Origin of the sequence: Mesorhizobium atlanticum, from assembly GCF_003289965.1 — a bacterium.
In the GTDB taxonomy this organism is placed as follows: domain Bacteria; phylum Pseudomonadota; class Alphaproteobacteria; order Rhizobiales; family Rhizobiaceae; genus Mesorhizobium; species Mesorhizobium atlanticum.
Window position 1 is genome coordinate 473901 of record NZ_QMBQ01000001.1, and the last position, 14997, is coordinate 488897.

Below are 14997 nucleotides of genomic sequence, written 5' to 3' on the forward strand. Positions count from 1 at the left end.
TCGGCTTTACCCGCCCTTCAGCATGTAGCCGGCGCCGCGGATGGTGTGCAGGATCGGCTTGTCGAAGCCTTTTTCGATCTTGCCGCGCAGACGCGAGACATGGACGTCGATGACGTTGGTCTGCGGATCGAAATGATAGTCCCAGACATTCTCCAGAAGCATGGTGCGCGTCACCACCTGGCCGGCATGGCGCATCAGATATTCGAGCAGGCGGAACTCGCGCGGCTGCAGGGTGATCTCTCGCCCGGCGCGCTTGACCGAATGCGACAGCCGGTCGAGCTCGAGGTCGCCGACGCGGTAGACGGTCTCGGACTCGCGCGCGCTGGCGCGGCGGTTCAGCACCTCGACGCGGGCGAGCAATTCGGAAAAAGCGTAGGGCTTGGTAAGATAATCGTCGCCGCCGGCGCGCAGGCCCGTGACGCGATCGTCGACCTCGCCCAGCGCGGACAGGATCAGCACCGGCGTGGTGTTGCCGCGCGAGCGAAGGGCGGCGATCACCGACAGGCCGTCGCGGCGCGGCATCAGGCGGTCGACCACCATCACGTCATAATCGCCGGCATCGGCGAGCGCGAAGCCGGTCTCGCCGTCGCCAGCGACATGGGCGGTATGGCCCGCTTCGGCAAAGGCTTTCTGCAAGTAGTCCGCCGCCTCGCGATCGTCTTCCATGACGAGAATCTTCATGGAGCCGTTATACGCGATTTCACTGGAAGTTTGAGAGGCAGCCATTCTTCATGCCTTCAAGTTAAAGCGGCAGCGGGTGATGGGAAACCCGCTGCCGCCAGGAGCGAAACACGGTGACTGACTTACGTGCTCGGCCCCATGTTTTCCCGGTGGCGGCTCGGGGGTGTTGATACCGCCACTGGGAAAAGCTGAAAGCCGAGATGTCAGCCCTTGCCGACTGGCAGCGCGACGAAGCGGTTCGAGTCGTCGCGGGTGATCTGCATCAGCACGGCCTTGCGGCCAGCCTTGGCTGCATCGGTCATCGCCTTGGAGACGTCGTCGGTGGTGTTCACCTCGTTCGAATTGATTGAGGTGATGACGTCGCCGGGCTGGATGCCGCGGTCGGCCGCGTCGCCGTCGGGATCGACATCGGTGACCACGAGGCCCTTGCCCTTCTCCGCCTTGGTGACGGTCAGGCCGAGATCGGCCAGCGTGTCGGCCTTGGCGGCGGGCGCCGACTGCTTGCTGCTGCCGTCGTTCGAGGCCTGCTTGTCGCTCGACGGCAGCGTGCCGAGGTCGACCTTGACCGTCTCGTTCTTGCCGTTGCGCCAGACGGTGACGTCCACCGACTTGCCCGGCGCGAACGCACCGATCATGCGGGCGAGCTCCTTCGGCGAGGCGACATCCTTGCCGTCGACCTGGGTGATGACGTCACCGGCGACGATGCCCGCCTTCTTGCCCGGCCCGCCATCCTGGGCGCTCGACACCAGCGCGCCCTTGTCCGACTTCAGGCCGAGCGATTCGGCGATATCGGAGGTGACCGGCTGGATCTCGACACCGAGCCAGCCGCGCTGGACCGAGCCGCTCTTCATCAGGTCCTGGACGACCTGCTTGGCGGTCGAGGCCGGGATGTCGAAGGCAATGCCGACGCTGCCGCCCGACGGCGAGAAGATGGCGGTGTTGATGCCGATCACCTGGCCGTTGAGATTGAAGGTCGGGCCGCCCGAATTGCCGCGGTTGACCGAAGCGTCGATCTGGATGAAGTCGTCATAGGGGCCGGCGCCGATGTCGCGGCCGCGGGCCGAGACGATGCCCGCCGTGACGGTGCCGCCAAGGCCGAACGGATTGCCGACGGCAACCACCCAGTCGCCGATGCGGATCTTGGAATCGTCGGCGAAGTCGACATAGGTGAACTTGTTGCCGCCGCCATCGACCTTGAGCACGGCGAGGTCGGTGCGCGGATCGGTGCCGATCAGCTTGGCGTCCAGCTCCTTGCCGTCATTGGTGACGACCGTGAAGTCCGAGCCTTCCGACACGACATGGTTGTTGGTGACGAGATAGCCATCCTCCGAGATGAAGAAGCCCGAGCCCTGGGCAACCGGACGTGGCTCGCCATTGCCGTGGTTGCGGTGGTTGAACGGGCGCATGCCGAACTGCTGGCCACCCTGGTCGCCGAAGCCGCGGAACTCCTTGAAGAAGCGGCGCAGCTGCGGATTGTCGGGCAGGTTGTCGAAACCGTTCTGGTCGTCGGAGCCGTCATCGGCCGTCGGCTGGATCTTGGCCTTGACCTTGACGCTGACCACCGCCGGCGAGACGTGCTCGACGACATCGGCGAAGCTCGGCACCTGCGGGGCTTCCACGCGCACGGCATCGGCCAGCACGGGGGCGGTGCCGGTTGCGAGCATGCCCGCGCCGACGGTGCCGACAATCGCCAGGGAAGCGACGGCGGCCATCAGGCGCTTTCGGGTGCGGGAATATGAATTGGGGGCAATATTCATGGGGTCTCGTTTCCTCTTTCGACGTGGATGCGCTCAGGCGAAGCATCCTCGGGCAAGAGGATTAGAGAGCCGCACATTACGGCGCCATTTCCGATACATGAAAGTTTTGTAATGTTGGGGATTGGCGACCTCAGAAGCGATTGAAGCCAATCACCAAGGTCCGCGACGGCGCTCAGTCGCGCAGCATCTTATCCAGCGCCGCCTGCTCTTCGGCCGAAAGCGCCGACGATGCCGGCCGGCGCGAGCGGGCGCTGAGCACGATGAAGAGGCCGCCGGCCAGAAGCAGGAGCACCGGCGTGGCCCACAGAAGCGCGTTGCGCGGGCTGAAGCGCGGCTTCAAGAGCACGAACTCGCCATAGCGCGAGACGATATAGTCCATCACCTGCTGGTCGGTGTCGCCGGCGACGAGGCGCTGGCGCACGAGGATGCGCAGATCGCGGGCGAGATCTGCATCGGATTCGTCGATCGACTGGTTCTGGCAGACCATGCAGCGCAGGCCTTCCGACAGCGCACGCGCCCTCGCCTCCAATGCCTTGTCCTGCAACACTTCATCAGGCTTCACCGCCTGCGCGGCGCCCGTAAACGCAAGGGCGAGCAGAAGGACCAGCGAGGCGAGCGAAAACCTTGCCCTCATGTCGGGCTCGCCAACGCGGTGGCCGGCTTGCGGCGCCGCGCGGGCGCGCCGACACGCAGGCGGCGGTCGGCCAGCGACATGGCCGCGCCCGCCATCATCACCAGCCCGCCGCCCCAGATCAGCGTCACCAGCGGCTTCCACCAGAGGCGCACCACGACGGAGCCGTCATTGCCCTCGTCACCGAGCGACAGATAAAGCTGGCTCAAGCCGAGCGTCCTGATGCCGGACTCGGTCGTTGCCGTCTGCCGGGCCTGAAAGAAGCGTTTTGCCGAAGAGATCTCGCCACTGGCATTTCCGTCTGCGCCGATCAGCAGGAAGCGGGCGCGATCCTCGGTGAAGTTCGGACCTTTCTGCGGAAAAAGCCCTTCGAAGCGCAGCGTGTGGCCGGAGAGCTCCACCGTCTCACCAGGCCGCATGGTGAGGATTTTTTCGCTGCCGAAGCAGAGCGTGCCAACGATGCCGAGCAGGGTCAACCCAAGGCCAAGATGGGCCAGCGCGGTGCCGAAAACCGAGCGCGGCAGGCCGGCGAAACGGCGAAGCATGATGGCCGGCGCCGCCGAGCCGGCGCCCGATTTGACGGCAAGGTCGGTCAGCGCCCCCGTGATCAGCCAGACAGCGAGGCCGACACCAAGCGCGGCGAAAACCGAGGCGCCGTCGATGAACAGGCCGGTGACCAGCATCGCGGCGATCGCCAGGGCGAAGGCCGCCATCAGCCGATGCGAGGCGGCAATCACATCACCGCGCTTCCAGGCGAGCAGCGGGCCGAACGGCACGATCGCCAGCAGCGGCAGCATCAGCGGGCCGAAAGTCAGGTCGAAAAAGGGCGCGCCGACCGAGATCTTGCCACCCGTGAGCGCTTCTAGCGCCAGCGGGTAGAGCGTGCCGACCAGCACCGTCGCGGTGGCCGTGGTGAGAAAGAGGTTGTTGAGGACCAGCGCGCCCTCGCGCGAGATCGGATGGAACAGGCCGCCGGCTGTCAGGCTGGATGCGCGCAGCGCAAACAGCGCCAACGAGCCGCCGATGAACAGCGTCAGAATGCACAGGATGAAGACGCCGCGCGCCGGATCGGTGGCGAAGGCGTGCACGGAGGTCAGCACGCCCGACCGCACCAGGAAAGTGCCGAGCAGCGACAGCGAGAAAGTGAGGATGGCAAGCAGCAGCGTCCAGATCTTCAACGCCGAGCGCTTCTCCATGACGATGGCCGAATGGAGCAGCGCGGTGCCGGCAAGCCAGGGCATGAAGGAGGCGTTCTCGACCGGATCCCAGAACCAGAAGCCGCCCCATCCGAGCTCGTAATAGGCCCAGTAGGAACCCATGGCGATGCCGCCGGTGAGGAACATCCAGGCGACCAGCGTCCACGGCCGCACCCAGCGCGCCCAGGAGGCGTCGATGCGCCCCTCGATCAGGGCCGCGACCGAGAAGGAAAAGCAGACCGAGAAGCCGACATAGCCGAGATAAAGCAGCGGCGGGTGGATGGCGAGGCCAAGGTCCTGCAGGACCGGGTTGAGGTCGCGCCCCTCGACCGGCGCCGGATTGAGGCGGATGAACGGGTTGGAGGTCGTCAGGATGAACAGGAAGAAGGCCGCGCCGATCATGCCCTGCACGGCCAGGACATTGGCCTTGAGCGTCGCCGGCAGATTGTTGCCGAAGACGGCGACGAGCGCGCCGAAGAAGGTCAGTATCAGCACCCACAGCAGCATCGAGCCTTCGTGGTTTCCCCAGGTGCCGGTGATCTTGTAGATCATCGGCTGCAGCGAATGGGAATTCTCCCACACGTTCGCCACCGAGAAATCCGAGCCGGCATAGGCGCTTGCAAGGGCCGCGAAGGACAGCGCCGTCAGCGCGAAGCCGGTGACGGTCACCGGACCGCCGACCGCCATCAGCCGCTGATTGCCGGTGCGGGCGCCGACCAGCGGCACCAGCATCTGCACCAGCGACAGCGCGAAGGCGAGCACGAGGGCGAAATGTCCGGTCTCAACCATTATTGGCTCTTGCTTTCCACCCAGACGCCCTTGGCCTTCAGGCCATCGGCGACCTCCTTCGGCATATAGCGCTCATCATGCTTGGCCAAGACGCTGTCGGCGACGAAAACCCCGTCCGGACCGAAAGCGCCCTCGGTGATGACGCCCTGCCCCTCGCGGAAGAGATCGGGCAAAATGCCGGTATAGGTCACCTTGACCGATTTCTGCGTATCGGTAACCGAGAAGGCGACGGTTGCGCCGCTGCCGCGCACGACGGTGCCGTTTTCAACGAGGCCGCCAAGGCGGATGCGCTGTCCGGGCTGGACGCTTGCCGTTGCCAGCTCTGCCGGCATGTAGAAATAGGAGGCCTTCTGGCCAAGCGCGTAGAAGGTCAGTCCGGCGGCCGCGGCGAGGAAAGCCAGCCCCGCCACGATCACCGACAGTCGCTTCTGCTTGCGCGTCATTGCCTTACTCCGTCGCCGTCACGCCGAGGGAGGCGGCGAAGGCGGTGAACTTCTTGGCTTGCTCGCTGTCGGCCCCAAAGGCGGCGACAGCGCGGCCGAGCGCCTCGCGCGCCTGATCGGTCTTGCCGAGCACGGCATAGGAACGAATGAGGCGCATCCATCCTTCCTCGTCACGGGGGTTCTGCTTCAATTTGTCGTCGAGGCCCGCGACCATGGTTTCGATCATCGCCTGCCGGTCCTGCGGCGACATCTGCTGCGCGGCTTCCATTTGCTGTGCATCCGGCCCGCTCGCCGGCGCGCCCGCCGCGACCGCCGGCTGGCCAGCCTCGGCAAGCGCCTGCTGGACGGCGCTGCGCCAGGGCGAATCCGGCGGAAGCTGGCCGAGCATCTTTTGCCAGGCGGCGACCGCCTCGTCCTTCCTGCCTTCCTGGGCAAGGCCTACGGCCAGGTAGAAATTCGCCTTGGCATTGGCCGGATCGAGCTTGAGAGCCGCCTCGAAGGCATTTTGGGCGTCGGCCGAAACGATGCCGCCCGCGGCGCTGGCAATCGCCTCGCCAAGGCCTGACCGGCGCACCGCGCTGTCGCCGTCGAGGCGAATGGCGTTGCGATAGGCGGTTATCGCGTCGGGAAAACGCTGCAGTCGAAGATAGATCGGTGCCAGCACGTCCCAACCCTTGCCGTCCGACGGATTGGCGGCAAGGTGTGCTTCGGCGCGTGCGACCAGCTCGTCGACCGAGGAATCGGCAGGATTCTTGGCGAGACGTTCGGCCAGAGGCTGCGAGGGCAGATCGGGAGAGCCGAGCACGCCGTACAGGCCCCAGCTCAGCAGCGGCACGGCAAGCACGGCCAGGCTGGCGACCAACCTGATGCCGCGGGAGGAGCCGGGGCTGGCGGAGCCCGGCCGCTCGGTCGCGCCGAGACGAAGGATGCGGCGGCCGATTTCGGCGCGCGCCTCCTCAGCCTCGCCCGGCTGGATCAGGCCGCGCGCCACGTCGCGATCCAATTCGGAAAGCTGGTCGCGATAGACTTCGAGGTCGTGATCGCCGGCCGGCGACGTGCCCCTTATGCCGCCGGTAAGCGGCAACAGCACCGCCAGGCTGGCGCCCAGCGTAAGGATTGCGGCTATGACCCAGAACAGCATGGCTCTTCCAATAACGGCAGAGCCCTGCCCTGCCAACACGACCATCGTGCGACGCTTTGACGGCGGGAGCGCCGCCCGGCCTTGATCGACGTCAAGCCGAACGAATAATTAGGCTGGCGCGCCTTGTCTTCTAGGTCAGCGGCGTCCAGCTGCCGTCGGCGTTGCGGCAGGCGGTGCCGCGCGCGGTGACGCCCGCGCCGCCGGTGAAGACAGTGTGGGTATACTGGCGGCAATCCTGGGAGCCGACCCGATAAGGCTGGGCCGCGACCACCTCGCCATAATGCGAAGCGTTGTCGCCCTTCCATGTCACCTTCTGGCCGCTGGTGTTATACTCCAGCGCCTTGTACTCCGCCTCCAGCCCCTTGCGCTTTTCGGCATCGCTCAGGCCCGAGCCGATCGATCCGCCGATAAGCCCGCCATTCATCGCCGAGACGATGCTGGTCGACACCTTGCCACCGGACGGCGGCGTCGAAACAGGCGTGACCGGAGAGGTTGGACCGCCCCTGCTGAGTGTCGTGCAGCCGGAAACGGCGAGCAGGGCGGAAACGAGCGCGACGCGGATCTTCATGCCAACAACCGGTTCTCTTGAGCAGGATGAGCTTCTTGAGCGAAATGGACTTCTTGAGAGGGATGGATTGGGGGCCGCGCCATCAGGGAAGCATCCTGGCCATAGTGTTGATATTTGTCGGAAATTTGGCCGTCAGCCACTGCTCGCAAATCGATAAAAAACATCATTGAAGGCTCCGCAATCTAACCACCGCCCTCAAGCCGCCCATGCCGGACCGTTCCAGCGCCAGCGAGCCTCCATACTCGTTGACGAGGTCGGCGACAATGGCAAGGCCAAGCCCGGTTCCAGGCTTCGTCTCGTCCAGTCTCTTGCCACGTTTCAACACCTCTCGCGCGCTGTCCTCGGGAATGCCCGGACCGTCATCCTCTATAACGATTTCAAACAGGTTGCCGCTTCCCGAAATAGTGGCGATCGTCACGGCAACAGCGCTCTTTGCCCATTTCATCGCATTGTCGAGCAGATTGCCGAGCAGTTCCTCGAGATCCTCGCGCTCGCCGGCAAAGACGATCTCAGCCGGCGGCAGGGACAGCGTCAGCCGCGTTTGCGGGTTGAGCTTGCGCAGAACGCGCACCATGCGCTCGACCAGCGGCGAAACCGGCGTGCGAAAGACGACGCTGTCGCGCTGGGCGGCGACGCGGGCGCGCTGCAGGTAGTGATCGACCTGCTTCTGCATGGAAGCCGCCTGGTCGGCGATCAGCTGGCCCTTGGCGCCGCCCAGCGCGCGGCCCTCATTGATCAGCACGGCTAGAGGCGTCTTCAGCGAATGGGCGAGATTGCCGACCTGGGTACGCGAGCGCTCGACGATGCGCCGGTTGTTCTCGATCAGCGCATTGGTCTCGTTGGCCAGCGGCTCGATCTCGGCCGGGAAGCTGCCGTCGAGACGTTGGGCCGTGCCTTCGCGCACCATGGCGAGCGCGTTGCGGACCCGGCGCAAAGGCTGGAGACCCAACAGGATGGCGATGGCGTTGATGGCGATCATGCCGACGCCGAACAGCGAGAGATAGGTGAGCAGGCGGCGCTGGAAGCTCGCGATCTCCTGCTCAAGCTCGCTGTGGTTGCCCATGACACGGAAGCGGGCGGCGCGGTTCTTGGCGTCGAGGACGAACTCGCTCTCGAACACTTCGAGCTGCTCGCCCTTGATCCCTTCCATCGAGTAGCTGCGCTGGAAGTTCGCGTTGAACGGAACCTCCGCGACGCTTGGCGACAGGAGCGAGGTCGTCATCGAGGAGGAATGGATTTCGCCATGCACGCCTTCTGAGGCCGGCTCCACCGACCAGTACCAGCCGGAATTCGGCTCGGAGAAGCGCAGGTCGCCGAGGTCGGGGGAGCCGGTCAGCGCGCCGTTGTCGGAAATGCCGACGGAGCCGATCAGGTTGAACAGATGCGCCGAAAGCAGGCTGTCGAAACCGCGCTCGCTGGCCTGGCGGTAAAGCGTGGTGATGAGGGTGAAGATGACGACCAGCGTCAGGATCGCCCAGATGGTCGAGAAAGCGATGACGCGGAAGGTCAGCGAGCGCGGCCAGAGCCGCAGCCTTGAAATCCACGTTCCCATCGCTGGCTTCAGCGGTTCCGCGTCACGCCTCCGGCTCTCGCATGCGATAGCCCATGCCACGCACGGTTTCGATCATGTCGATGCCCATCTTCTTGCGAAGCCTGCCGACAAACACCTCGATGGTGTTGGAATCGCGGTCGAAGTCCTGATCATAGAGATGCTCGACCAGCTCAGTGCGCGACACCACCTCGCCCATATGATGCATCAGATAGGCAAGCAGCCGGAACTCATGCGAGGTGAGTTTCAGCGGCACGCCGTTCACATCGGCCTTGGACGCCTTGGTGTCCAGCCGCAGCGGTCCGCAGGTGAGCTCGGACGAAGCATGGCCGGCCGCACGGCGGATCAGCGCCCGCACCCGCGCCAGCACCTCCTCAATATGGAAGGGCTTCGTCACATAGTCGTCGGCGCCGGCGTCGATGCCGGCCACCTTGTCGCTCCAGCGGTCGCGCGCGGTCAGGATCAGCACCGGCATCTTGCGCCCTCCACGACGCCAGCGCTCCACGACGCTGATACCGTCCATCTGCGGCAGGCCGATGTCGAGCACGACGGCATCGTAGGGCTCGGTATCGCCGAGGAAATGCCCCTCCTCGCCGTCATAGGCCCGGTCGACCACATAGCCGGCATCGACCAGCGCATCGGCCAGTTGCCGGTTGAGATCCTTGTCATCCTCGACGACGAGCACGCGCATGGGTTGAAGCCTGTTGCTGGGTAAACGTATAGGCCGATTCCGCCGGCCTGGGAAACGAGTGAGGTCAGCCCATCGGCACGACGATTTCCGAGCGGCGCGGCCGCTGACCGTCCTTGCCGGGGACGAGCACGACAATGACGCAGACCTGCTGGCCGCCCCGAGTCGCCTGCGACGCCTTGGCCAGCGTGCCGCCATTCTGCGCGGCCACCTGCTGGCCTATGGCGTAGCAATCGCCGGCGGCGAGCACCACCGGCTGATCGGCCGACGGCTCGATGACAGGCAGGGCGACCGCCTGCGACGCAAGAAGCCCGGCAGCGGCAAGCGCCAGCACTGCTTTGCGAAGATGGGAGCGGAACGTTTTCATGATCACGGTTCTAACGCATGTGTGCTGAACATGAAATGAACGGTGAACGGCCGAAAATCCATGCCCACCATTCCCCCCTGCGCGAGGCAAATGAATGCACCCGCTAGACGCCAGGGCTCCCTTAGGCCCGGGTGCAAATTCATAGCCGGAAAATCAGTCGGCCCGCTACGTTTTTCGGGTGCGGATTCCCCGCCCGACCCTAGCTAGTGTAGAAACGCCGGAGGACCATAGGAGCATGCTATGACCCGGGAGGATATTGGCGGTCTCTATCGGGGCTACATCGTCTGCCTGAACGAGCAGGATTGGGACAGTCTCGGCCGCTTCGTCGGCGAGGAGGTCCAGTATAATGGCGAGACGATCGGGCTTTCGGGCTACCGCCGTATGCTGGAAAGCGATTTCGAGGCCATTCCCGACCTGCGCTTCAACATCGAGCTTCTGATCTCGGAGCCGCCGCGCGTGGCGGCGCGCCTGCATTTCGACTGCCGGCCCAAGGGCATGCTGTTCGGCCTGCCGGTCCACGGCAAGCGGATTTCCTTCGCCGAGAACGTCTTTTACGAGTTCCAGGACGGGCGGATTCGTGAAGTCTGGTCGGTGATCGACAAGGCTGCGATTCAGGCTCAACTTTAGAGCCGAATGCTCAGGCGCTTTCCTGCGTCAGCGCGCGAAAACGCAGCAATCCATGATGGACCGCAAGGTCCTCGTCATAGCGAGCCTCGGCGAATTCCAGCGACAGGCGCGTCTGGCCGCGCGAGCCGATCGAGAATGCCGCGCCGTCGAGCCGCGCCCTGATGCTTTCCATGATGAGGCGTGTCTCGGCCTCGCCCTGGGCTTTCGACCAGATATGCAAGGTGACCAGTTGGTCACTGTCGTTGTCGGCGCCGGTCTCGAGGTCGAAGGCGCTGGTGCGGCCGTAAGTGACGTTCGGAAAGGCAGCCTTGTCGCTCGCCTGCTCGAGCAAGCCGGAGCCGCCGAGCAACGCCGAGAGCGACGCATCGGTCTTCAGCCTCAGGAACAAGGCCTGCATCAAATCGCCAGGCGCCGTCATCTACCGTCCATCGCCAATACATATCTCCTCACGCTGCCCGGCAACCTAGCCGCGCTCGCGATCCGATGCCAGATCGCGAATCGTTTTGACTATAAAGTGAATGGCGAAGGTCTCGAATTTATTACGTTTTCGTCAAATCAGGAGACCGGCGCGGCGCCGCCTTCTTCGGTGCGCCTGGCAATGAACTCGTCGAGCACGCCCGCGGTGGCGGCAGGGGAGGCCGGCGGCTGGAAGTCGGAAAGAATCCGCTTCCAGATGCCGGTCGCACGCTCCGTCGCCGTCTTCGAACCGGATTGCGTCCAGTTGCCGAAATTCGACCAGTCGGCGACCAGCGGCTCATAGAAGGCGGTGCGGTAGCGCGACATGGTGTGAGCGGCGGAGAAGAAGTGGCCGCCCGGCTGCACTTCGGCGATGGCCTCGAAGCCGATCGCATCCTCGTCGCCCGGGGTCTTCGCGCAAAGCTCCGCGACCGTCTGCAAGGCCTCGATATCGGTGATCAGCTTTTCGAAGGAAACGCTCAACCCGCCTTCCAGCCAGCCGGCGGCATGGATGCAGACGGTCGCGCCGGCCAGCACCGAGCCCCACAGCGCGAACTGCGTCTCGTGCGCCGCCTGCGCGTCGGAGATATTGGCGGCGCTGCCGCCGCCGGACCGCCAGGGCAGGCCGGTGAAGCGGGCGAGCTGGCCCGCGCCCAGCGTGGCCTTGACGTGTTCCGGCGTGCCGAAGGCGGGCGCGCCGGACTTCATATCAACATTGGAGGAGAAGGAGCCGTAGACCACCGGCGCGCCGGGGCGCGCGATCTGGGCCAGCGTCAGGCCGGCCAGCGCCTCGGCATGCTGCAGCGTCAAGGCGCCGGCGACCGTGATCGGCGCCATGGCGCCCGCCAGGCAAAAAGGCGTGATGATCGATATCTGGCCGGCGCGGGCGAAGTCGATGATGCCCTGCGCCATCGGGATGTCGAGCTGGCGCGGCGAGTTGGTGTTGATGACCGTATAGCTATGGGCGCTGCTCACGAACTCGTCCTCGGAGAGGCCGCGCGCCAACCGGATCATCTCGAAACTGTCCTCGACCTGCGGCGTGCCGCGGGCAAAGACGAAAGGTACCTTGTCGGACAGCGTCAGTTGCGCACGGCCGGTGGCATAGTGGCGAAAGCGCGTGTCGACGTCCTGCGGCTCGACGCAGGGGCCGAGCATATGCAGCACGTCGAAATGCTGCACGAGCCGGATGAAATCCTCAAAGGCCTGAAGCGTGCCCGGCCGCCGGCCTCGCTCGAGATCGGTGACGTTGGGCGCGCCGCAGCCGGCAAGGAACGTCATCGTGCCGAGCTCGAGATCGAGATCGCGGGAACGGTCTCCGGCCCGCGCCGGGATCGATCGCGGCGCCGACGCAAGCGCGGCCGTCACGATATCGCGGCCGATCTTGACCATCTGGCTGTCCTCATCGACCAGCGCGCCGGCCCGGGCAAAGATGGCGCGCGCCTCGGGCAGCAGCACCTTGATGCCGAGTTCCTCCAGCACGCGCAGCGCGGTGTCATGGATCGCCGCAACCTGGTCGTTGGAAAAGACCGGCTGTGGCGCGAACGCGTTCTTCAGCGAATGGTAATTCGGGCGGCGGCTCGATTCGCTGCCGGCCTCGCCGGTGCGGCCGCGTCGACGCTCGCGCCTCAGGTCGCGTGCGGCATCTTCAATCATGGCAGCTCCTCCTCATTGCCGCATCGCCTTGCCTTCCGGGTCGTAGGGCGAGGCAGCGATGACGCGCGCCAGCCGTTCGACCCCGACAATGTGTATGGAAAGCTCGGTGCCCTCCCCGGCGAAATCGTCATCGAGCAACGCCAGGGCGACGCTCTTGCCGATGCTGTAGCCGTAGCCGCCGGAGGTGACGAAGCCGACGCGTCGGCCCTTGGACCAGACCGGCTCGAAGCCGCTGGCGTCGGCGTCGACGGCATCGACCTCCAGCGTCACGATCCGTCGTGACACGCCAGCCGCTTTCTCCTTCAGTGCCGCGTCGCGGCCGATGAAATCGCCCTTGTCGAAAGCGATGAAGCGGTCGAGCCCGGTCTGGCCGGGCGTGTAGCCTTGCGTGAATTCGCGCGACCAGATGCCGAAACTCTTTTCCAGCCGGAGCGAATGCAGCGCGTAGTAGCCGATCTCGGCCAGGCCGAGGTCTTCGCCGGCGGCAAGCAGCGTCTCGCGCAGCGTCGAATGCAAAGTGGCCGGGCAGTTGATCTCGAAGCCGAGCTCGCCGGCGATGGACAGCCTTGCTACCCGGGCTCGCACCATGCCGATGTCGAACACGCCGCAAGCCATGAAAGGCGTCGCCTCGGCGGAGAGGTCCTGATGCGTGGTGCGTTCGAGGATCTTTCGTGCATTCGGTCCGGTGACCAGGAAACCGGATGTGGCATCGGAAATGTCGGTAACCGTGACGCCATCCCTCAGATGGGTCTCGAACCAGCGCATGTGGAATTCGCGCAAATAGTAGGAGCCCATGACCCAGTATTCGCCGCCGCCCCAGTTGAGCACGGTGAGGTCGCCCTTCAGCCGGCCGTCGGAGCCAAGCATCGGCGCGAGCTTCGCCCGGCCGGGTTTCGGCAACTTGCAGGCAAGCAGCCGGTCGAGCCACGCCTCTGCTCCAGGGCCTGACACGGCATAACGCGAGAAGGCCGTGGTATCGACGAGGCCGGCGGCGCGGCGCACCTGCAGCACCTCGTCGCCGACGATGTCGAAGGCGTTGGAGCGCTTCAGCGTCGTCTCCTCGCGGAACCCCATCGGCGCGAAATAGGCCGGGATCTCCAGGCCCCAGGATGCCGTCCATTCGGCGCCGGCGGCGCTCATGCCGTCATAGGCGCCCGGGCGCTTCAGCGGTCGGCCGGCGGGCAGGCGCTCATTGGGGAAGGTCATGACGAAGCGGCGGGCATAGAACTGCCGCGTCGTCTGCCTGAGATATTCGCGGTTGGCGGCGAAGGCGCCGTAGCGGGCGATGTCCATGCCGAAGATGTCGGCTTCCGGTTCGCCATGGATCATCCACTCGGCCAGCGACTTGCCGACGCCGCCGCCCTGGCTGAAGCCGGCCATGACGCCGCAGGCGACCCAGTAGTTCTTCAACCCCCTGACCGGGCCGACGAGCGGATTGCCGTCCGGCGTGAAGGTGAAGGCGCCGTTGACCCATTTGCGGATGCCGGCCGTGGCCAGGCAGGGAAAGCGCTCATAGGCCTTGGCAAGCTCGGGACTGATGCGATCGATATCCTCGGGGATCAGCTCGATGCCGTAATCCCAAGGCGCGCCGTCCATGTTCCAGTGTTTCGGGTTCTGCTCGTAAACGCCGAGCAGCACGCCTTTGCGCTCCTGACGCAGATAGGCGAAGCCGTCGAGATCGACGGCAAGGCCGAGTTCCCTGTCGAGCGCCGCCACCTCGGGAATGTCCTCGGTGACGAAATAATGATGCTCCATCGGCGTCACCGGCAGGTCGACGCCGGCCATCAGCCCGACCTGCTTGGCCCAAAGACCGCCGGCGTTGACGACATGCTCGGCGACGATCGTGCCCTTCTCGGTGACGACGTTCCAGCCGCCGTCGGCGCGCTGCTTCAGCTCGACGACGCGGTTGCGCAGGATGACGTCCGCGCCGCGCTTCCTGGCGGCGCCCGCATAGGCGTGCGTGGTGCCATAAGGGTCGAGATGGCCCTCGTTGGAATCATAGAGGCCGCCCAGCACGCCGCTGACATCGACGATCGGGCAGATCTCCTTGATTTCCTGCGGCGTCACCAGCCGCGCCGTCTCGATGCCGACCGATTGGAACACCGCCCAGGCCGATTTCAGCCATTCCCAGCGCTGCGGGTCGCTCGCCATGTTGACGCCGCCGGTCATGTGCAGGCCGGCATTCTGGCCGGACTCGGCCTCGATCTCGCGATAGAGCTTGATGGTGTAGTCCTGCAGCGCGGCGACATTGGGATCGGCGTTGAGCGCGTGGAATCCGGCCGCCGCATGCCAGGTCGAGCCCGCCGTCAGCTCGGCGCGTTCGATCAGCGCCACATCGCTCCAACCAAAACGCGTCAAGTGATAGAGCACCGAGGCGCCGACCACGCCTCCGCCGATGACCACTGCCCGGTAATGCGACTTCACGAGCCCTCTCCCTCTCGTTGGAGGCTC

The 14997-nt window shown here is 65.3% G+C and carries 15 protein-coding genes; 1 reads left to right on the plus strand and 14 read right to left on the minus strand.

The features are described from left to right. Positions 1-6: 6 nt before the first annotated feature. The 11 genes from DPM35_RS02665 to DPM35_RS02710 form a co-directional block, all read right to left on the minus strand. A complete protein-coding gene (locus tag DPM35_RS02665) occupies positions 7-681 on the minus strand; it encodes a response regulator transcription factor (protein WP_040991372.1) in 675 nt (224 codons plus the stop codon). 203 nt (positions 682-884) lie between these two features. Continuing rightward, positions 885-2438, minus strand: a complete 1554-nt coding sequence (locus DPM35_RS02670; RefSeq protein WP_112125764.1) for a Do family serine endopeptidase — start codon at positions 2436-2438, stop codon at positions 885-887. 172 nt (positions 2439-2610) lie between these two features. Continuing rightward, positions 2611-3072, minus strand: a complete 462-nt coding sequence (locus DPM35_RS02675; RefSeq protein ID WP_112125765.1) for a cytochrome c-type biogenesis protein — start codon at positions 3070-3072, stop codon at positions 2611-2613. Continuing rightward, a complete protein-coding gene (locus tag DPM35_RS02680) occupies positions 3069-5054 on the minus strand; it encodes a heme lyase CcmF/NrfE family subunit (protein ID WP_112125766.1) in 1986 nt (661 codons plus the stop codon). Before DPM35_RS02680 ends, DPM35_RS02675 begins: the two co-directional genes overlap by 4 nt. After that, entirely contained in the window at positions 5054-5497 is a 444-nt protein-coding gene (gene ccmE, locus DPM35_RS02685) for a cytochrome c maturation protein CcmE (protein ID WP_112125767.1), read from the minus strand. Before ccmE ends, DPM35_RS02680 begins: the two co-directional genes overlap by 1 nt. A gap of 4 nt (positions 5498-5501) precedes the next feature. Continuing rightward, complete coding sequence (gene ccmI / locus DPM35_RS02690) at positions 5502-6638, minus strand: c-type cytochrome biogenesis protein CcmI (RefSeq protein ID WP_112125768.1); 1137 nt, start codon at positions 6636-6638, stop codon at positions 5502-5504. Positions 6639-6768: 130 nt separating this feature from the next. Further along, complete coding sequence (locus DPM35_RS02695) at positions 6769-7206, minus strand: hypothetical protein (protein WP_112125769.1); 438 nt, start codon at positions 7204-7206, stop codon at positions 6769-6771. Beyond that, a complete protein-coding gene (locus DPM35_RS32350) occupies positions 7203-7373 on the minus strand; it encodes a hypothetical protein (RefSeq protein ID WP_181591894.1) in 171 nt (56 codons plus the stop codon). Before DPM35_RS32350 ends, DPM35_RS02695 begins: the two co-directional genes overlap by 4 nt. Beyond that, on the minus strand, positions 7370-8758 hold the full coding sequence (locus DPM35_RS02700; RefSeq protein WP_112125770.1) for an ATP-binding protein: 1389 nt from the start codon (positions 8756-8758) through the stop codon (positions 7370-7372). The genes DPM35_RS32350 and DPM35_RS02700 overlap by 4 nt, the downstream gene beginning before the upstream one ends. A 22-nt stretch (positions 8759-8780) precedes the next feature. After that, positions 8781-9446, minus strand: coding sequence for a response regulator transcription factor (locus tag DPM35_RS02705; protein WP_041002188.1), 666 nt, complete (start codon positions 9444-9446; stop codon positions 8781-8783). A 64-nt stretch (positions 9447-9510) separates the two neighbouring features. Continuing rightward, the gene (locus DPM35_RS02710) at positions 9511-9810 is read right to left on the minus strand and encodes a hypothetical protein (protein WP_112125771.1); all 300 of its coding nucleotides are present in this window, start codon (positions 9808-9810) and stop codon (positions 9511-9513) included. A 240-nt stretch (positions 9811-10050) separates the two neighbouring features. Here DPM35_RS02710 and DPM35_RS02715 point away from each other — a divergent pair, with 240 nt between their 5' ends. Next, positions 10051-10437 carry an ester cyclase gene (locus tag DPM35_RS02715; RefSeq protein ID WP_112125772.1) on the plus strand — a complete coding sequence of 129 codons (387 nt, stop codon included), beginning with the start codon at positions 10051-10053 and terminating at the stop codon, positions 10435-10437. Between the two features lie 10 nt (positions 10438-10447). Here the strand turns inward: DPM35_RS02715 and DPM35_RS02720 are convergent, their stop codons facing one another. The 3 genes from DPM35_RS02720 to DPM35_RS02730 form a co-directional block, all read right to left on the minus strand. After that, the gene (locus DPM35_RS02720; protein WP_112125773.1) at positions 10448-10855 is read right to left on the minus strand and encodes a DUF3168 domain-containing protein; all 408 of its coding nucleotides are present in this window, start codon (positions 10853-10855) and stop codon (positions 10448-10450) included. Positions 10856-10992: 137 nt separating this feature from the next. Next, positions 10993-12546: a trimethylamine methyltransferase family protein gene (locus DPM35_RS02725; RefSeq protein WP_112125774.1), complete on the minus strand. Its 1554-nt coding sequence runs from the start codon at positions 12544-12546 to the stop codon at positions 10993-10995. A 12-nt stretch (positions 12547-12558) separates the two neighbouring features. Continuing rightward, positions 12559-14970 carry a GcvT family protein gene (locus tag DPM35_RS02730; RefSeq protein ID WP_112125775.1) on the minus strand — a complete coding sequence of 804 codons (2412 nt, stop codon included), beginning with the start codon at positions 14968-14970 and terminating at the stop codon, positions 12559-12561. Positions 14971-14997 lie beyond the last annotated feature (27 nt).